Source organism: Secundilactobacillus angelensis (assembly GCF_012641075.1).
Taxonomy (GTDB): Bacteria; Bacillota; Bacilli; order Lactobacillales; family Lactobacillaceae; genus Secundilactobacillus; species Secundilactobacillus angelensis.
On sequence record NZ_JAAXLJ010000021.1, the window covers coordinates 1 to 17661 of the forward strand.

The window sequence follows — 17661 nt, forward strand, 5'->3', positions numbered from 1 at the left end:
TACTTTATACTTTGCATATTAAAACTAAAAAAGTCCTAATCACAAAGTAGTGATTAGAACTAATTTATAAATTTACCAACAACAGTTGCCAAAGAGCCGTATATTAACGCTTTGAGAATTGACCAGCCTTACGGGCCTTCTTGAGACCTGGCTTCTTACGTTCTTTCATACGTGCATCACGAGTTAACAGACCGGCACGCTTGAGGGGACCACGGAAATCTGGGTCTACTTCAAGCAATGCACGGGCGATACCGTGACGAACAGCGCCAGCTTGACCTGAGAAGCCACCACCATTAACGTTTGCTAAAACATCGTAGTTGCCTAGAGTTTCAGTAACGTTAAATGGTTGAACAACCACTTCACGCAAGTTAGCGAATGGAATGTATTCTTCAATTGCTTTATCATTCATAACGATTTTACCAGTACCTGGTACTAAACGTACACGAGCTACTGAGTCTTTACGACGGCCAGTGCCGCGATATTGTACTTGAGCCAATTTGAATTCCTCCTTAAATTAGGTTAGTGATGTCTAAAACTTCAGGCTTTTGAGCAGCATTGTCATGTTGGTCGCCAGCGTAAACGTGAAGCTTCAAGCCGATCTTGTGACCTAATGAAGTATGAGGAAGCATACCCTTAACAGAAGTTTCAATCAGCTTTTCTGGGTCATTTGCACGAAAATCGCCAGCAGTGCGTTGCTTTAAACCACCTGGATGGTTCGTATGATGGTAATAGATCTTCCGTGAAGCCTTCTTACCCGTTAAAGCAATCTTTGAAGCATTGATCACGATAACGTGATCACCAGTATCTACATTTGGGGTGAACGTTGGCTTATTCTTACCACGTAAGATGTTTGCGACAGCTGAAGCAAGACGTCCCAAAGGAACATCAGTTGCATCAACCACGTACCACTTGCGATCCACGTCACCTGGTTTAGCCATATATGTTGTACGCACGATTAATTTCCTCCAATTTCAGTGTTTGTTTGACATCCGTTAACAAGTTTCCGGGGCTTATCGTGGGGCAAACAATACCAATTAACATAGTACAAATTTCTGTCCCTTAAGTCAAGGGTTTTCCGTATTTGTTTTCGTTCTTGTGTGAATTCTATCGCTGTCGCTTAGGCAGCTTAGTGGGATGCTCTGGATCATCGCCTTCATAATAGACGTGCTTCAGATACAACCCGCTGGCTGGCACCGTTCGACGGGCCGCACGGCGATCATTGATCCGGTATAGATTCTGAATATCGTTAACTGGCCGGGTACCAGCACCGATTTCCACCAGTACCCCTACCATGATACGCACCTGGTTATAAAGAAAGCCGTTGCCGTAAAATTCAAATACCAGCTCGTTATTGGCTTCATCCTTGTGACAGCCAGCTTCGTAAATCGTCCGGTAATTGGTTCGAGCTGATGAGCCAGAAGCCACGAAGCTCGTAAAATCATGCTCACCAATCAAATCTTTGGCTGCCTGATTGATTCGGTCGACGTCAACTGGAAACTTCCAGTGTCCGGTGTAGTTACGCTTAAACGGATTGCGGAATTCGCCTAGGTCCATTCGATACATGTACCGCTTGCCAGAAACGTCATAACGGGCATGAAACTCGTCGCTAACGATATCTACATGCAGAACCTCCATATCGACAGGCAACATGGAATTCAGGCCCTTACGCATGTTTTCAGCCGTTAAATGATACGGCATATCAAAGTGAACAACCTGTCCCAGCGCATGAACACCAGCATCCGTTCGACCAGAACCGTAAACGACAATCGCTGGTGTCGGATTCTTAGCCATTTTGTTGACGACTCGGGTCAGCTCGCTTTCAATCGTCCGCTTGTTGGGCTGGCGCTGAAAGCCGGCAAAGTTAGTGCCATCATAGGCTAATGTAATTTTATATCTCAAAAGTTCGTTCCTCTCAAATAAAATAACGTAAGGCAACCACACTGCTTAAGCCAACCATATAGATCACCAGTGACCAGCTATCTAGGCGTCGCCACTTGAGTTGCCTGTACTTGGTCCGGTTTTCACCGTCCTGGTAGCCCCGAGCCTCCATTGCCGTGGAAATTTCAATCGCTCGGTTAAACGCGTTAACAAACAGTGGAATCAAAATTGGCACGATTGTCCGAATTCGTTGCCGCAAACCGCCTTCGCCAAAGTCAACGCCACGAGAGCGTTGCGCGTTCATGATTTTCTCGGCCTCATCCATTAAAGTCGGCACAAATCTAAGTGCTAAGGATAGCATCAAAGCAAGAGTCGCCACCGGAAAATGAACTTTGCGCAGCGGACTCAGCAAGGACTCAATACCATCCGCAATCTCCAACGGTTCAGTGGTAAAAGTCAGAATAGTCGAAATCAGGATGATTAAGACAAACCGCATGAGGATGACCCCAGCACTATTCAGACCATTTTGAGTGACTGATAGCCACCCCCACTGCCAGTAAACATGACCGCCAGCACCAAAGAAGACTTGAATTAAAACGGTAAAAATCATTAACCAAAATAAGGGCATTAATCCGTGAATGTATACTCTGAGTGGGATAGCTGAAGCAACCACTGATGCCAGGAGTAACACTGTCATCACCAGGTAAGTCCAGAAATCATTTGCAAAAAAGATCACTGCTATATATAGGAAGCACAGGACTAACTTAGCCCGGGGATCCATTCGGTGAACCCAGGAATGTCCGGGAATGAAGCGACCAAACATTACCTTATTCATGGCGGTCATCCCCCTTCCCAAGCTGTGGTGCGATTTCATCAGCCAACTCAGAAACGGTCAGCGGCATGGTCTCAAATTCAAAACCAGCTTGTTGCAACTCATAGGCAAACCGGGTTGCAGAAGGCAGTCCTAACTGATGGGCCGTCAACCACTCTGGATCACTAAAGATTTCTCGCGGTGTCCCCTGTTTAAGCAGCTCACCGTGCCCCATAACCAGCACGTGGTCAGCGTAATCCGCTACATCATCCATTTGATGGGTAATCAGCACAATTGTTAACCCCTGCTCTTCACGTAGCCTGGTGACCAGCTGCATGATCTCTAATCGGCCTCGCGGGTCCAAGCCGGCCGTTGGTTCATCTAGCACCAAAACTTCTGGTTCCAGCGCTAAAACACCAGCAATCGCTACCCGGCGCATTTGCCCACCAGACAAATCAAAGGGTGAGCGACTCAACAATGATTCATCCAGGCCAACTTCACCGGCCATCCGTTTAGCCAATTCGTTAGCATCCGCTTCTGATACCCCAAAGTTCTGTGGGCCAAAAGCAATATCTTTCAGCACGGTTTCTTCAAACAGCTGGTTTTCTGGGAACTGAAACACCATACCAACCTTTTTACGTAACGGTTTTAAATGCTTATTGTTAGTTTCATTCGTGATTACTTGGTCACCGATAGTCACTGTCCCAGAGGAAGGCTTCAGCAGCGCGTTGAGATGCTGAATCAAAGTGGATTTACCACTACCCGTTTGGCCGATGACTGCCGTAAAGGTCCCCGACTTGATTTGCAAGTTGATGTTCTTCAGGGCTTGGACAGCAAATGGCGTGCCTGCTTGATACGAATAATTTACTTGTTCAAACGTGATGTCCGTAGCCAATCGACTAAGCCCCTTTCATCTAAATAAGATTCAGGTACCGCTATGTGCCGCTCCTGCAAAGCGTCTTTGACCTTTTCGGGAAGCGGTACATCCAGTCCCATTTCAACCAGTTGTTTGCCGTGATTAAAGAGCTCACTAGGGGTTGACTCTTCCACAAAGTGACCATCATCGATCACCACGATCCGATCAGCGTTAGCCGCCTCGTTGATATCGTGAGTAATGGAAAGCACGGTTAGGTTGAGGTCGTCTTTCAACTGTTGAATCACCTGTAAAATTGCTTGCCGACCACGAGGATCCAACATGCTGGTGGCTTCATCTAAAATTAATATCTTGGGGGCAATGGCGATAATCCCGGCTAATGCCACCCGCTGCTTTTGGCCGCCAGACAAGTTGGCAGGTTCGCGATCCTTGTAATCCAGCATCCCGACCTGTTCCAGCGCGTGATTGACTCTCGTCACCATGGTGTCACGGTCAACGGAACGATTCTCCATGCCAAAAGCCACGTCATCGGCCACAGTCGCGCCAACGAATTGGTTATCGGGATTCTGAAAGACCATGCCGACTTTTTCCCGAATTTGCCAAACGCTTTCTGGTGTCAGCTCCTGATCGTCAATGGTGATCTTACCAGAATCAGCTGCCATAAGCCCAATGAGCAGCTTCGCTAAAGTGCTCTTACCGCTCCCGTTATGACCCACGATTGCCACCCAATCACCCGTTTGGATTTCAAGGCTCACGTCATCAATGGCTTGGGTATCGCTATTACTATATTTATAATTTAAATGTTCAACCTTGATAATGGCCATTATAGTTTGTCTCCGTCTATTGAAATTCAATCGCTATTATAACAAATCTGGCCCCTACATTGATACTTTCACAAACATTTTTTTGATTTACTGCGGTTTATCATTTGGCATGCTCACTTTTCTAGCCTATAATTAAATAAGTAGGAGAACGCTTTCACTATTATTTTTTTTAGGAGGTTTATCAATGACAAAAAATATCGTTGTCGTTGGTGCTGGTTTCGCGGGGGTTTTAACAACCAAGAAGCTGGCTAAACGATTCAAATCTAATGCTGATGTGACCATCACTTTAATTGATCGTCACTCATATTTCACCTACTTGACCGAGCTTCACGAAGTCGCAACGGAGCGGGTACAGCCTGACGCAGTTCAATACGATTTACAGCACTTATTCAATCATGCTAAAAACGTCACGCTAGTTACCGACAACGTTACTCAAGTGGACAAGGAAAACAAAAAGGTGATTGGCGAAAACGGTGAATATCCGTTTGACAGTCTAGTCATTAGTTTAGGCGGCGAACCTAACGACTTTGGGACGCCGGGTGTGAAGGAAAATGGGTATACACTCTGGTCCATGGAAGATGCTATTCGTCTGCGCACGCACTTGGATGATGTTGTTCGTCGAGGCGCTGCTGAGCACGATCCACAAAAGCGCCAAACGTTATTAACCATCGTTGTCTGTGGTTCTGGCTTTACTGGTGCAGAAACCATTGGCGAACTGATCGACTACAAACAAGTATTGGCTAAACGTTACCGCATTGATGCTGATGAAATCAAGGTTATCTTGGTCGAAGCTGCACCAACGATTATTAACATGCTTGATCGAACCAATGCCGCTCATGCTGAAAAGTATATCAAGGAAAATGGTATTGAAATCCGTGCGTCATCTGCCATCACCGCAGTTAATCCAGATTCAGTTGAAATTAAAGAGCAAGACCCAATTGCTACCGAAACCTTGATCTGGACTGCTGGTGTCAAGACCAACCACACCGCCGATGAATTTGGTATCGAGTCTGGTCGTGGTGGTCGTCTGATCACCAACAAATATCTGCAGGCGCAAGGGTTCGAAGATAAGGCCATTTACGTTGCTGGTGATGATGCCAACGCTACTGAGGAGGGTGCTGAACGTGCAGTTCCTCAAACGGCGCAAGAAGCTGAATTTGAATCCTATGTGGTAGCCCACAACGTTGCTGAAGATATTAACGGCAGCCAGAACTACCAGGAATTCAAGGATAAGAACATGGGCTTCATGGTCTCATTTGGTTATCGATACGGGATTGCACAAGTCTTTGGTGGCAAACGTATTCGTGGCTGGTTTGCAACCTGCATGAAGCATGGTGGTAACCTACTGTACTTCTGGCGGATTCGTTCTGGTTATGCAATGTGGAAGTACCTCAAGGATGAAATCTTCAAGACAGAAAATAAACGAACGGTACTTGGCAGCAACACCGCTACCAACACCAATGTACTTTGGACACTGCCACTGCGGTTATTCTTCGGTCTTGGCTTATTCTTCGATGGTATGAGTAACATGGGCGGTACTGCTGGTTGGATGACCAGTTTGTCACCAACTATGGGGACGATTGAACTAGTACTAGGTATCCTGATCTTCTTCGGTCTCGCAACCTGGTGTGCAAACTTCCTGGTGATTCTAGGCTTCCTATTCCTAGTCCACACCTGGCCAGCTAGCTGGATATGTTTCGTAGCCTTTGCGCTACTCAACGGATCCGGTCGAACATTCGGCTTGGATATCTGGTTTGTACCGTGGTTACAACGGACTTGGGGTAAATCTCGTTACGGGACGCCTAAATCGATTTACAAGCACAAATAAAACCTAACTGAATAGTTTAAACTCAAAAGGGACACCTCAGTTGTTGAGATGTCCCTTTTGTGGTGCCAAACACATAAATGAAGACACAAAAAAATCACTACCGAGTAAATGGCGCACGGACAAACCGCATTCAAGCTAGACTCGAATTCATCATCATCATAGCGCTTTATGTCATAAACTCGGTGTGATTCTATTGCGATCAGCAATAGAGCTGATCACGATTACTGCATTAATAATACTTAATTAGTCAACAAGTTGTAGAATAACCATTTGTGCGCCATCGCCACGACGAGGCATGGTCTTCAAGATACGAGTATAACCACCATTACGGTCAGCATACTTAGGTGCAACTTCGCTGAATAGCTTTTGTAATGCTGTTGAGACTTCGATGTTATCGCCATCTTCTTTAACATCAGCAACTACGTCACGAAGGAAACCGGCAGCTTGACGACGGGCGTGCAAGTCGCCACGCTTACCTAAGCTGATCATCTTGTCAGTAGTAGAACGTACTTCTTTGGCACGTGCTTCAGTAGTCTTGATTTGGCCATGAATTAATAATTCAGTGGTAAGATCCCGAAGTAACGCGCGACGTTGTGAACTTGTTCGTTGCAATTTACGGTAACTCATTACTGGATACCCTCCTTTTTATATTTATACTAGTCTTCTTTACGAAGTGATAACCCAAGGTCGTTGAGCTTTGCTTTGACTTCTTCCAATGACTTCCGGCCTAAGTTACGAACCTTCATCATATCGGCTTCAGTCTTGTTGGTCAGCTCTTGAACAGTGTTGATTCCCGCACGTTTGAGACAGTTGTATGAACGGACTGATAAGTCAAGCTCTTCAATCGTCATCTCAAGCATCTTTTCTTTGTGGGTCTCTTCTTTTTCAACCATGATTTCAGCGTTCTTAGCTTCGTCTGTTAAATCAACAAACATCGCCAAGTGTTCCGTTAAAATCTTAGCAGCTAAACTGATAGATTCACTAGGCGTAATTGAACTGTCAGTCCAAACATCCATCGTTAACTTGTCATAGTCAGTTCTCTGACCAACCCGCGTGTTTTCAACCTGATAGTTAACACGTTCGATTGGGGTATAAATAGAGTCAATAGGCAAAACGCCAATTGGCATATCTTCCTTAGCCTTGTTTCGGTCAGCTGAAACGTAGCCGCGACCTTTATTTGCAGTCATTCGCATATGGAAGGTTGCCCCTTCTGCGACAGTCGCAATATAAAGATCAGGATTGAGAACTGTGACATCACTGTCAGCAGCAATGTCACCAGCTGTAACTTGAGCAGGTCCCTTAACGTCAATTTCCATTGATTCGATTTCATCGTCAGGTCCTTCAAGCTTAAGCGAAATCTTCTTAACGTTCAGAATAATCTGAGTAACATCTTCCACAACACCTTCGATAGTCGAAAATTCGTGTAAGACACCATCAATCTGAATACTTGTGACAGCAGCACCAGGCAGCGATGAAAGCAGAATTCGTCTTAAAGAATTCCCTAACGTAGTTCCATAACCACGTTCGAGAGGTTCAACGACAAACTTGCCGTAATCGTCGCTTTCTTCAATTTTGTGAATGTTAGGCTTTTCGAATTCGATCATTCTTATCTTTTACCCCTTTCAAAACGCGTTGAGCCATATAAATAAGTCCCATCATGTAGTCGTATGCCCACTAAAACGGGATACACTATACTCGACGGCGCTTCGGAGGACGAGAACCATTATGAGGAACTGGAGTAACGTCCCGAATGGCAGTTACTTCAAGTCCAGTAGATTGTAAAGCACGGATTGCAGCTTCACGACCTGAACCTGGGCCCTTAACAGCAACTTCAACAGTCTTCATACCATGTTCCATAGAGTTCTTAGCAGCAGCTTCAGCAGCCATTTGTGCAGCAAATGGTGTTGATTTACGACTACCCTTAAACCCTAATGAACCAGCAGAAGACCAAGCAATTGCGTTACCTTGCATGTCAGTAATCATGACCAGAGTGTTGTTAAATGTTGAGTGAATGTGAGCAACACCAGACTCGATATTTTTCTTTACGCGGCGTTTGCGCGAAGTTTTTCTAGTTGCCATAAAATGTCATAACCTCCTTTTAGTAAATTATTTCTTTCTACCTGCAATCGAGGTCTTTTTACCTTTACGAGTGCGGGCATTGTTCTTCGTGTGTTGGCCACGAACAGGCAAACCACGACGGTGACGCATACCACGGTATGAACCGATTTCTTGAAGACGCTTGATGTTCAAGCTAACTTCACGACGTAAGTCACCTTCGACTTGGTAATTGTCAACGGCTGCACGGATCTTATCTTCATCTTCAGGGGCCAAATCACGAACGCGAACGTCTGGTGATACACCGGTCTCTTCAATGATCTTTTGTGCAGTAGTGTTACCAATTCCGAAAATGTAAGTTAAGCCAATGACAATTCGCTTGTCACGTGGCAAGTCAACTCCAGCAATACGAGCCATTAAGTTGCACCTCCTATATTATTATGAATTATTTACCTTGACGTTGTTTGTGCTTAGGGTTTGCAGAGCAAATAACCATTACTCGACCCTTACGCTTGATAATCTTACAATGATCGCACATTTTTTTAACTGATGGACGTACTTTCATGAGAATCAAAACCTCCTATAGTCCTAATGCAAACCAAAAAACCAACCTATTTAAACCGGTAAGTAATCCGGCCTTTGGTTAAATCATACGGCGACATTTCAACAGTAACACGGTCTCCAGGAAGGATTCGAATGTAATGCATCCGAATCTTACCAGAAACGTGTGCTAAAATTTCATGACCGTTTTCGAGTTCAACCCGAAACATTGCATTTGGCAGTGTTTCAGTGACTTTACCTTCAACTTCAATGACGTCTTTTGCCACGAACGTACCCCCTTGAGTGTTTTATGACTATGATTAAATAGTGCCCGGACTTGCCCAATTATAAATTGAGGCTAACCTGAGTTAGTTTACCACACCATAACTTTTGAAGCAAGAACTTCTATACTGAGGGCATTTAGGCAAGTTGACTAAGAATCGCTTTGACGTCGTTGTAAACATCTTGGATGTCACGATCACCATCAACGGTGTGAAGTAAACCCTTCTTTTGGTAGAAATCTACCAACGGTGTGTTCATCTTCATGTTGACATCCAAACGATTCTTCACAGTTTCAGGCTTATCATCTTCTCGTTGATAGAAGTCATGACCGCCACAAACATCACAAGTACCAGGAACCTTCGTTGGGTTATAGACCTTGTGATAGGTTGCACCGCATGTCCGGCAGATATATCTGCCAGATAATCGTTCGATCAAAACATCAGGCTCAACGTGAATGTTGATGACAGCATCCACATTACGTCCAAGTTCAGATCCAAACTGATCAAGTGCTTCAGCTTGGTCAATTGTTCTTGGATAACCATCTAGCATGTAGCCCTTTGCGACATCATCTTGGCCTAAACGTTCCTTGACGATCCCGTTTGTGACTTCATCCGGAACCAATTCACCTTTGTCGATAAACTTCTTAGCTGCAAGTCCCATCTCAGTTTCATTTTTCATGGCTTCACGGAAAATGTCACCGGTTGAGATATGCAAAATATCGAAGTCTTCAACAATCTTCTGGGCTTGAGTTCCCTTACCTGCTCCAGGTAATCCCATTAAAATTAAATTCATTGACATGTTTGTTTCCTCCTAGCAGTTCAATCTAATGACAAGATGGTGTGCTGAACCAGGTCATCACACCATTACTCGTCTCATTTAGCTGGACGGGGATCTTGGATGAAACCAACATAAGTCCGCTTCATCATAAGCCCTTCGACCTGTTGGATCGTTTGGATAGCAACACCGACTACGATAAGTAGACTAGTACCACCAAGTCCAATCGATTCATTCAGATTCCAAACGTTTTGAGCAACTAGTGGAATCAAAGCAACCAACCCTAAGAACAGAGCACCGACCGTACTCAAACGCATCAGTAAGTTAGATACGTATACTTGAGTTTCGTGGCCAGGCCAGACACCAGGGATATAACTCCCTTGTTTCTGTAAGTTCTCAGATAATTTTTCAGGGTTAACCTGAACAAATGCGTAGAAGAACGTGAACAGAATAATCAAAATCGTATATAAGATTGTTCCGCTCGTCGTCTGCATGTTAAAGATATTGGTTAATACTTGATACCAGGTATCTTCGGAGTGATTATTAGCAAACGCCATCATAACAGTCTGAGGGGTTGCGATAAAGGAACTCGCGAAGATAACGGGAATAACACCAGCGACGTTGACCTTTAATGGAAGGTAACTACTATCTGGATCGCCGGAAACTCGACGCGTATATTGAATTGGAATCTTCCGATCAGCTTGTTGAACCCACGTTACCCAAGTAACAATGACTAGAACAGCAATCAAAACAGCCAAAACAATTAATGCACCCTTCCACCAATTCGAAGCAGTTAAATCTTGAAGGTACGTTTGATATAACTGGTACAATCCAGTAGGCATTCGGGCAATGATACCCGCGAAGATAATCATTGAAACACCATTCCCCAGACCGTGATCAGTAATCATATCACCCATCCAGGTCGTTAACATGGTTCCACCGGTCAAGATCAAACCAATCATCGCATACGTTTTAACTCCTGGGTTTTGCACCAAGTTCAAACTACTTAAGGTGTTAAACCCGGCAGTAATCCCAATTGATTGCACAAACGCTAGGATAATCGTTAAATAACGTGTGTGTTGGTTCAACTTACGTCGACCAACTTCCCCTTGCTTACTCCATTCTACATAACGAGGAACGATGTCCATTTGTAGAAGTTGGATCACAATTTGTGCGGTAATGTATGGCGAAACTCCCATCGCAAAGATGGAATAGTTGGTTAAGCCACCACCACTGAACATGTTTAAAATGCTAACCAATCCAGAAGACGCAACGCTTTGTAATGCCTTTGCATTGACCCCTGGAACAGTGATGAAAGAGCCAAGGCGAAAGACAACCAAAACCATCAGTGTAAAGAGAATCTTATTCCGAATGTCTTTAACCTTAAACGCGTTTTTCATGGTCGACAGCATTAAATCACCTCAGTTTTACCGCCTGCAGCTTCGATTGCAGCACTAGCACTTGCAGAGAACTTTTGTGCTTTAACCGTAAGCTTCTTTGAAATTTCTCCGTTACCTAAAACTTTAACTTCGACTTTTTCGTTCTTAACGATGCCTGCTTCTACCAATGCTGCAGGTGTAACTTCTGCACCATCTTCAAAACGATCGTTAAGTGTAGACAGGTTCACTAAAGCATATTCCTTGCGGTTCATGCTAGTAAAACCACGCTTTGGAATCCGACGATACAGTGGCATTTGGCCACCTTCGAAACCAAGACGGGTCTTAGAACGAGCCTTTTGACCCTTTTGGCCACGACCTGATGTCTTACCGTTACCAGCAGAACGGCCACGTCCCTTACGCGTACGCGTTACACGTGATCCTTCAGATGGTTGTAATTCGTTCAACTTCATGAATGAAGGCACCTCCTTATTTATTAATTTACTTTACTTCTTCAACTTTGATCAAGTGAGCAATTTGGAACAATGCACCACGAGTAGCTGCGTTGTCCGGACGAACAACAGAGCTATTTACCTTCTTTAAGCCAAGGGCTTCAACAATCTTACGTTGTTTAGGAAGACGGTGGGCAGCACTGTGAATCAAAGTAACTTTTAAATCAGCCATGTTGAGATCCTCCTATTCAGCTAAGTGTTGAACTGAAACACCACGTAAATCAGCAACCTCTTCAGCACGCTTGAGTTGTTTCAAACCTTCAAACGTAGCACGGATGGCGTTGATTGGTGTATCAGAGCCAAGTCGCTTACTTGTAACATCAGCGACACCGGCTAATTCCATGACGGCACGAACAGCACCACCAGCAGTAACTCCAGAACCTTCAGCGGCTGGCTTTAACATGATCCGGCCACCATCATAAGTTCCAAGTACTTCATGCGGAATGGTAGTACCAACGATTGGGACAAGGATTAAGTTCTTGCGGGCTGCTTCAACAGCCTTACGAATGGCTTCTGGAACTTCTTGAGCTTTACCAGTACCAAAGCCAACGTGACCGTTGTGATCACCGACGACAACAAGAGCAGCGAAACGTAGACGACGTCCACCTTTTACAACTTTAGTGATTCGGTTGATTGATACAACGTTGTCTTCAAGATCCAACTTTTCAGGATCAATAAACTTTGCCATTAGTGGTTATTCCTCCTTTTTAGAAATGTAAGCCGTTTTCACGAGCTGCTTCAGCTAATGCTTCAACACGTCCGTGGTATAAGTAACCGCCACGATCGAAAACAACTTCGGAAATCTTCTTAGCAGCAGCGCGTTCTGCAACAAGCTTACCAACTGCTTGGGCTTGTTCAGTCTTGTTACCTGCAGCTATTTCACTATCTAAAGTCGAGGCACTGACCAGCGTCACACCCGCTACGTCATCAATTACTTGAGCGTAGATGTTCTTGTTTGAACGGAAAACATTTAAGCGTGGGCGCTCTGCAGTACCAGAAATCTTGTTCCGGACACGCATATGACGCTTTTGACGTGTCTTGTTCTTATCTGGTTTCGAAATCAAAATAGTCACCTCTTTAAATTATTTATAGAATGCTTATGCAGCATTATTTACCAGTTTTACCTTCTTTAAGGCTGATGTGTTCGTTTTCGTAACGAATACCTTTACCCTTGTAAGGTTCTGGTGAACGAACGGCACGGATTTCAGCAGCAAAGTCACCGACTTCTTGCTTGCTAATACCGCTAATGTTGATTGTGTTGTTATCAGGTACTTCAACTTTTAAGGTTGAAGGAACATCGATTTCAACTGGGTTGGAATAACCAACGCTTAAGATAAGCTTGCCCTTTAATTGAGCACGGTAACCAACACCGACAAGTTTCAAGGTCTTAGCGAAGCCCTTAGTAACCCCTTCAACCATGTTGTTGAAGTTGGCACGAGTGGTTCCGTGTAAGGCACGGGTCTTGTTGTTGTCATCTGGACGGTCGAAGTTAACTTCGCCATCAGCAACGTTCATGGTGATGATTGGTGAGAATGTACGAGTAATGGTTCCTTTAGGACCCTTTACAGTAACATCATTACCATCGCGTTTAACGTCAACACCATCTGGAATAGTAACTGTCTTGTAACCAATACGACTCATTTAGTGGACACCTCCCTGCTTTTTAAAATATTACCAAACGTAGGCGAGTACTTCGCCACCGATTTTCTTTGCACGTGCTTCTTTATCAGTAACAACACCTTCAGATGTTGAGATGATTGCAATACCTAATCCGTTAAGGACCTTAGGAACAGCATCAGATTTAACGTAAGTACGTAAACCTGGCTTTGAAATACGCTTTAAACCTGAAATAACGCGTTGCTTGTCGCGACCATACTTAAGAAATACACGGATGATACCTTGCTTGTCATCATCGATATATTCGACGTCACGAACGAAACCTTCGCGCTTCAAAATTTCAGCAATGTCGCGCTTCATTTTTGATGCAGGAACTTCTAATGATTCGTGGTATACCATGTTGGCATTACGGATCCGAGTTAAGAAGTCTGCAATTGGGTCAGTCATAGACATTAACGTTTATCCTCCTTTGTTATGAAATCTTACCAGCTAGCTTTCTTCATGCCAGGAATTTGACCCTTGTGGGCGAGTTCCCGTAAGCAAAGTCGGCATAAGTGGAATTTGCGATAAACTGAATGTGGACGGCCACAACGTTCGCAACGTGTATAAGCTTGTGTCGAGTATTTAGCTGGACGCTGACTCTTAACAATTAATGATTTTTTAGCCACAATAATACCCTCCTTACTTAGTAAATGGCATGCCAAGTTGAGTTAACAACTCGCGTGATTCTTCATCAGAATTAGCAGTAGTGACAATAACAATGTCAAGACCACGAACACGGTTAACCTTATCATAATCGATTTCTGGGAAAATCAATTGTTCACGAACACCGAGCGTATAGTTACCACGACCATCAAAGGCGCGAGAACTGATACCATGGAAATCACGAACACGTGGTAATGAAACGTTAACTAACTTGTCTAAGAAATCATACATCCGTTCGCCACGTAATGTAACTTTGGCACCGATAGCGTTACCTTCACGTAAACGGAAACCGGCGATTGACTTCTTAGCTTTAGTAATCAAAGGCTTTTGACCTGCGATCAAGCCTAATTCTTCAACTGCTTCATCTAAGTTCTTAGCGTTTGTAGTTGCATCACCAACACCCATGTTTAAGACGATCTTGTCCAACTTAGGTGCTTGCATGATCGATGTGTAGTTAAACTTTTCAATCATTGATGGAACGATTTCTTTGTTGTACTTTTCTTGTAAACGATTAGCCATTAGTTAATTTGTCCTCCTTTCCTTGATTACTTGTCGATGGTTTCGCCGCTCTTTTTAGCGAAGCGAACCTTCTTGCCGTCTTCTACACGGAAACCAACACGGGTTGGTTCGTTAGTAGAAGGGTCAAGGAGCATCACGTTAGATACTTGAATTGGAGCTTCAGTATCGATGATGCCACCTTGAGGATTGCTTTGAGAAGCTTTTTGATGCTTCTTGATCATGTTGATACCTTCAACGATGACGCGGTCTTTAGCGTTAAGAGTCTTAGTAACAGTTCCCTCTTTACCCTTATCTTTACCGCTGATCACGCGAACTTTATCACCAGTTTTAATGAACATCCTGTTTGGCACCTCCTTATTTTCGAACGATTAGAGCACTTCTGGTGCAAGAGAGACAATCTTCATATAATCATTGTCACGTAATTCACGCGCAACTGGTCCGAAAATACGAGTACCTTGTGGACTCTTGTCATCACGGATTAATACCGCAGCATTTTCATCAAACTTGATGTATGAGCCATCGGCACGGCGTACACGGGAAGTAGTACGAACAACAACTGCTTTAACGACGTCACCTTTTTTGACAACGCCACCTGGTGTTGCTTGTTTAACAGTTGCAACGATAACGTCACCAATACTGGCATAACGCCGCTTTGAGCCACCCAGAACTTTAATAGTTAAAATTTCACGGGCACCAGAGTTATCAGCGACTTTTAAACGAGATTCTTGTTGGATCACGTTAGTGTCCTCCTTTCACTTCTAAGTAAAACAGAATACGATAAATGTCGAAACTAGATGCTAACTGCCTTTTCAACAACTTTAAGAAGTCGGAAACGAACAGTCTTAGATAACGGACGAGTTTCCATGATTTCAACAAGGTCGCCCATCTTGGCTTCGTTGTTTTCGTCACGAACTTTGTACTTTTTAGTGTACTTGATCCGCTTACCATACACTGGATGCGTCTTGGTAGTTTCAACGGCTACTGTGATCGTCTTTTCCATCTTGTCGGAAACGACACGGCCACGGTATGTTTTACGAGCGTTGCGTTCTTCAGCCATTAATTATTCCTCCTTTATCGTATTCTTTACTTGTTTAACTCTTGTTGACGAAGCACAGTTTTAATCCGTGCAATATCCTTACGAACCTGCTTCAAACGAGCAGTATTTTCAAGTTGGCCAGTAGCCAATTGGAAACGAAGGTTGAATAATTCGTCTTTATAGCTCTTCTCTTTTTCGAGCATTTCATCAGTGGTTAAGTCTTTAATGTCTTTAGCCTTCATTTGATTCGCCACCTACTTCCTCGCGAGGGATGATCTTCGTCCGGACTGGCAATTTCATAGCTGCTAAGCGTAATGCTTCATGTGCAACTTCTTCTGAAACGCCACCGACTTCGAACATAACCTTTTCGCGTTTAACCGGTGCAACCCATCCTGCAGGAGCACCCTTACCATTACCCATACGAACACCAACACCTTTTTCAGTGTAGGATTTGTGAGGGAAAATCTTAATCCAAACTTTACCGCCACGCTTCATGTAACGTGTCATGGCAACACGAGCTGCTTCAATCTGACGGTTAGAGATCCAGCTTGAATCGAGTGCTTGTAAACCGTAATCACCGAAAGCTACTGACTTACCGCCTTTTGCGGCGCCACGTAACTTACCACGATGTTCACGACGGTGCTTTACTCGCTTTGGTACTAGCATGTTATTTCCCTCCTTGCTCGTTATTTTTATTAGCGTCAGGCTTGTCTGGCAAGATTTCGCCACGGTAGATCCAAGTCTTAACACCTAATGAACCATAGGTCGTGTGTGCTTCAACCCAGGCGTAATCGATATCTGCACGTAATGTATGCAGAGGAACAGTACCGTCTGAGTATGATTCAACACGAGACATATCTGCACCGTTTAAACGACCGGCAACTTGGGTCTTAATACCCTTGGCGCCTGAACGCATAGTCCGTTGCATTGATTGACGCATAGCACGACGGAAAGCAACACGGCCTTCAAGTTGACGTGCAATGTTTTCACCAACTAATTTGGCATCCAAATCAGGTTTCTTGATTTCGATGATGTTGATGTGTACTCGTTTGCCAGTCAAGTTGTTCAATTCCTTACGGAGATTTTCAACTTCTGACCCACCCTTACCAATAACCATACCAGGTTTAGCAGTGTGAATTGAAACGTTAACGCGGTTAGCGGCACGTTCAATTTCTACTGTTGACACTGAGGCATCTGCAAGGCGCTTTTCGATGTATTTGCGGATTTTAAGGTCTTCGCCTAAATAGGCAGCAAAGTCTTTTTCAGCATACCACTTTGCTTCCCAGTCGCGAATAATACCGACACGCAATCCGGTTGGATTTATCTTTTGACCCACGCGTTATCCCTCCTATTTTTCAGATACGACGATTGTGATGTGACTTGTACGCTTGTTGATTGGTGAAGCAGAACCCTTTGCACGAGGACGGAACCGCTTAAGGGTTGGGCCTTCGTCAGCATAGGCTTCGCTGACAACCAAATCAGCACGATCTAAGTCAAAATTGTTTTCAGCATTTGCAACTGCTGACATCAATACTTTTTCAACGATTGGTGAAGCACCACGAGGGGTGAACTTCAAGATAGCAATCGCTTCAGCCACGCTTTTGCCTCTGATAAGATCAATGACAAGGCGGACCTTACGTGAGGCAATACGAACTGTTTTCGCAGTTGCCTTTGCTGATGTAACTTGTTCAGCCATTAGCTAATCCTCCTTATTATTTAGTAGCAGTCTTCTTATCGTCGCCAGCATGACCACGGAAAGTACGAGTAGGTACAAATTCACCTAACTTGTGACCAACCATGTCTTCTTGAATGTATACTGGAACGTTCTTACGACCATCATAAACAGCGATAGTGTAGCCGATAAAGCTAGGGAAAATCGTTGAACGACGTGACCAAGTCTTAATGACGCTCTTCTTGTCTTGATCTTTTTGTGCATCGATCTTCTTTAGAAGATGTTCATCGGCAAATGGTCCTTTTTTTAAACTACGACCCATTAGATTACCCTCCTTATGAGTGAGATTACTTATGCA

General features: G+C 44.2%; 31 protein-coding genes. 1 reads left to right on the forward strand and 30 read right to left on the reverse strand.

The genetic code is table 11. The features are described 5' to 3' along the window. Positions 1-103 precede the first annotated feature (103 nt). The 6 genes from rpsI to HC026_RS10095 form a co-directional block, all read right to left on the reverse strand. A complete protein-coding gene (gene rpsI / locus HC026_RS10070) occupies positions 104-496 on the reverse strand; it encodes a 30S ribosomal protein S9 (RefSeq protein ID WP_168925834.1) in 393 nt (130 codons plus the stop codon). A gap of 13 nt (positions 497-509) precedes the next feature. Continuing rightward, positions 510-953 (reverse strand): 50S ribosomal protein L13, encoded by a 444-nt coding sequence (gene rplM / locus HC026_RS10075; protein WP_168925835.1) that lies wholly within the window; start codon positions 951-953, stop codon positions 510-512. 151 nt (positions 954-1104) lie between these two features. After that, positions 1105-1899, reverse strand: coding sequence for a tRNA pseudouridine(38-40) synthase TruA (gene truA, locus HC026_RS10080; RefSeq protein ID WP_168925836.1), 795 nt, complete (start codon positions 1897-1899; stop codon positions 1105-1107). A 13-nt stretch (positions 1900-1912) separates the two neighbouring features. Continuing rightward, on the reverse strand, positions 1913-2713 hold the full coding sequence (locus HC026_RS10085) for an energy-coupling factor transporter transmembrane component T family protein (RefSeq protein WP_168925837.1): 801 nt from the start codon (positions 2711-2713) through the stop codon (positions 1913-1915). Further along, on the reverse strand, positions 2706-3584 hold the full coding sequence (locus HC026_RS10090) for an energy-coupling factor ABC transporter ATP-binding protein (RefSeq protein WP_168925838.1): 879 nt from the start codon (positions 3582-3584) through the stop codon (positions 2706-2708). Before HC026_RS10090 ends, HC026_RS10085 begins: the two co-directional genes overlap by 8 nt. After that, entirely contained in the window at positions 3554-4387 is an 834-nt protein-coding gene (locus HC026_RS10095; RefSeq protein ID WP_211089470.1) for an energy-coupling factor ABC transporter ATP-binding protein, read from the reverse strand. The genes HC026_RS10090 and HC026_RS10095 overlap by 31 nt, the downstream gene beginning before the upstream one ends. Before the next feature lie 184 nt (positions 4388-4571). Here HC026_RS10095 and HC026_RS10100 point away from each other — a divergent pair, with 184 nt between their 5' ends. After that, a complete protein-coding gene (locus HC026_RS10100; protein WP_168925839.1) occupies positions 4572-6215 on the forward strand; it encodes an FAD-dependent oxidoreductase in 1644 nt (547 codons plus the stop codon). 243 nt (positions 6216-6458) lie between these two features. Here the strand turns inward: HC026_RS10100 and rplQ are convergent, their stop codons facing one another. The 24 genes from rplQ to rpsS form a co-directional block, all read right to left on the reverse strand. Beyond that, positions 6459-6842: a 50S ribosomal protein L17 gene (gene rplQ, locus HC026_RS10105; protein ID WP_168925840.1), complete on the reverse strand. Its 384-nt coding sequence runs from the start codon at positions 6840-6842 to the stop codon at positions 6459-6461. Between the two features lie 29 nt (positions 6843-6871). After that, positions 6872-7819, reverse strand: coding sequence for a DNA-directed RNA polymerase subunit alpha (locus tag HC026_RS10110; protein WP_054653970.1), 948 nt, complete (start codon positions 7817-7819; stop codon positions 6872-6874). A gap of 85 nt (positions 7820-7904) precedes the next feature. Next, positions 7905-8294, reverse strand: a complete 390-nt coding sequence (rpsK, locus tag HC026_RS10115; RefSeq protein ID WP_054653968.1) for a 30S ribosomal protein S11 — start codon at positions 8292-8294, stop codon at positions 7905-7907. Between the two features lie 27 nt (positions 8295-8321). Next, complete coding sequence (gene rpsM / locus HC026_RS10120; RefSeq protein ID WP_168925841.1) at positions 8322-8687, reverse strand: 30S ribosomal protein S13; 366 nt, start codon at positions 8685-8687, stop codon at positions 8322-8324. A 28-nt stretch (positions 8688-8715) separates the two neighbouring features. Then, positions 8716-8835 carry a 50S ribosomal protein L36 gene (gene rpmJ / locus HC026_RS10125; protein WP_089088817.1) on the reverse strand — a complete coding sequence of 40 codons (120 nt, stop codon included), beginning with the start codon at positions 8833-8835 and terminating at the stop codon, positions 8716-8718. Positions 8836-8881: 46 nt separating this feature from the next. Further along, positions 8882-9097, reverse strand: coding sequence for a translation initiation factor IF-1 (gene infA, locus HC026_RS10130; RefSeq protein ID WP_010619611.1), 216 nt, complete (start codon positions 9095-9097; stop codon positions 8882-8884). Positions 9098-9230: 133 nt separating this feature from the next. After that, entirely contained in the window at positions 9231-9890 is a 660-nt protein-coding gene (locus tag HC026_RS10135; RefSeq protein WP_168925842.1) for an adenylate kinase, read from the reverse strand. Between the two features lie 74 nt (positions 9891-9964). Beyond that, on the reverse strand, positions 9965-11278 hold the full coding sequence (gene secY / locus HC026_RS10140) for a preprotein translocase subunit SecY (protein WP_168925843.1): 1314 nt from the start codon (positions 11276-11278) through the stop codon (positions 9965-9967). Then, entirely contained in the window at positions 11278-11715 is a 438-nt protein-coding gene (rplO, locus tag HC026_RS10145; protein ID WP_168925844.1) for a 50S ribosomal protein L15, read from the reverse strand. Before rplO ends, secY begins: the two co-directional genes overlap by 1 nt. A gap of 28 nt (positions 11716-11743) precedes the next feature. Further along, a complete protein-coding gene (rpmD, locus tag HC026_RS10150; RefSeq protein WP_155431190.1) occupies positions 11744-11926 on the reverse strand; it encodes a 50S ribosomal protein L30 in 183 nt (60 codons plus the stop codon). A 12-nt stretch (positions 11927-11938) separates the two neighbouring features. Continuing rightward, positions 11939-12442: a 30S ribosomal protein S5 gene (rpsE, locus tag HC026_RS10155; RefSeq protein WP_168925845.1), complete on the reverse strand. Its 504-nt coding sequence runs from the start codon at positions 12440-12442 to the stop codon at positions 11939-11941. A 19-nt stretch (positions 12443-12461) separates the two neighbouring features. Further along, entirely contained in the window at positions 12462-12827 is a 366-nt protein-coding gene (gene rplR, locus HC026_RS10160) for a 50S ribosomal protein L18 (RefSeq protein WP_305792632.1), read from the reverse strand. A gap of 34 nt (positions 12828-12861) precedes the next feature. After that, complete coding sequence (gene rplF, locus HC026_RS10165) at positions 12862-13395, reverse strand: 50S ribosomal protein L6 (protein WP_168925846.1); 534 nt, start codon at positions 13393-13395, stop codon at positions 12862-12864. Positions 13396-13425: 30 nt separating this feature from the next. Next, positions 13426-13824 carry a 30S ribosomal protein S8 gene (gene rpsH / locus HC026_RS10170; protein ID WP_168925847.1) on the reverse strand — a complete coding sequence of 133 codons (399 nt, stop codon included), beginning with the start codon at positions 13822-13824 and terminating at the stop codon, positions 13426-13428. Positions 13825-13853: 29 nt separating this feature from the next. Continuing rightward, complete coding sequence (locus tag HC026_RS10175; RefSeq protein WP_089109056.1) at positions 13854-14039, reverse strand: type Z 30S ribosomal protein S14; 186 nt, start codon at positions 14037-14039, stop codon at positions 13854-13856. A 13-nt stretch (positions 14040-14052) separates the two neighbouring features. Then, on the reverse strand, positions 14053-14595 hold the full coding sequence (rplE, locus tag HC026_RS10180) for a 50S ribosomal protein L5 (protein ID WP_168925848.1): 543 nt from the start codon (positions 14593-14595) through the stop codon (positions 14053-14055). Between the two features lie 26 nt (positions 14596-14621). After that, entirely contained in the window at positions 14622-14933 is a 312-nt protein-coding gene (rplX, locus tag HC026_RS10185) for a 50S ribosomal protein L24 (protein WP_168925849.1), read from the reverse strand. A gap of 30 nt (positions 14934-14963) precedes the next feature. Continuing rightward, entirely contained in the window at positions 14964-15332 is a 369-nt protein-coding gene (rplN, locus tag HC026_RS10190) for a 50S ribosomal protein L14 (RefSeq protein ID WP_054653945.1), read from the reverse strand. Between the two features lie 53 nt (positions 15333-15385). After that, the gene (gene rpsQ / locus HC026_RS10195) at positions 15386-15652 is read right to left on the reverse strand and encodes a 30S ribosomal protein S17 (RefSeq protein WP_168925850.1); all 267 of its coding nucleotides are present in this window, start codon (positions 15650-15652) and stop codon (positions 15386-15388) included. 26 nt (positions 15653-15678) lie between these two features. Continuing rightward, the gene (rpmC, locus tag HC026_RS10200; RefSeq protein ID WP_168925851.1) at positions 15679-15873 is read right to left on the reverse strand and encodes a 50S ribosomal protein L29; all 195 of its coding nucleotides are present in this window, start codon (positions 15871-15873) and stop codon (positions 15679-15681) included. Beyond that, positions 15863-16297, reverse strand: coding sequence for a 50S ribosomal protein L16 (rplP, locus tag HC026_RS10205; protein ID WP_089088830.1), 435 nt, complete (start codon positions 16295-16297; stop codon positions 15863-15865). The genes rpmC and rplP overlap by 11 nt, the downstream gene beginning before the upstream one ends. A gap of 1 nt (position 16298) precedes the next feature. Further along, positions 16299-16967: a 30S ribosomal protein S3 gene (gene rpsC, locus HC026_RS10210; protein WP_168925852.1), complete on the reverse strand. Its 669-nt coding sequence runs from the start codon at positions 16965-16967 to the stop codon at positions 16299-16301. A 12-nt stretch (positions 16968-16979) separates the two neighbouring features. Continuing rightward, entirely contained in the window at positions 16980-17327 is a 348-nt protein-coding gene (gene rplV / locus HC026_RS10215; protein ID WP_168925853.1) for a 50S ribosomal protein L22, read from the reverse strand. Between the two features lie 16 nt (positions 17328-17343). Next, on the reverse strand, positions 17344-17625 hold the full coding sequence (gene rpsS, locus HC026_RS10220) for a 30S ribosomal protein S19 (protein ID WP_168925854.1): 282 nt from the start codon (positions 17623-17625) through the stop codon (positions 17344-17346). Positions 17626-17661: the final 36 nt, after the last annotated feature.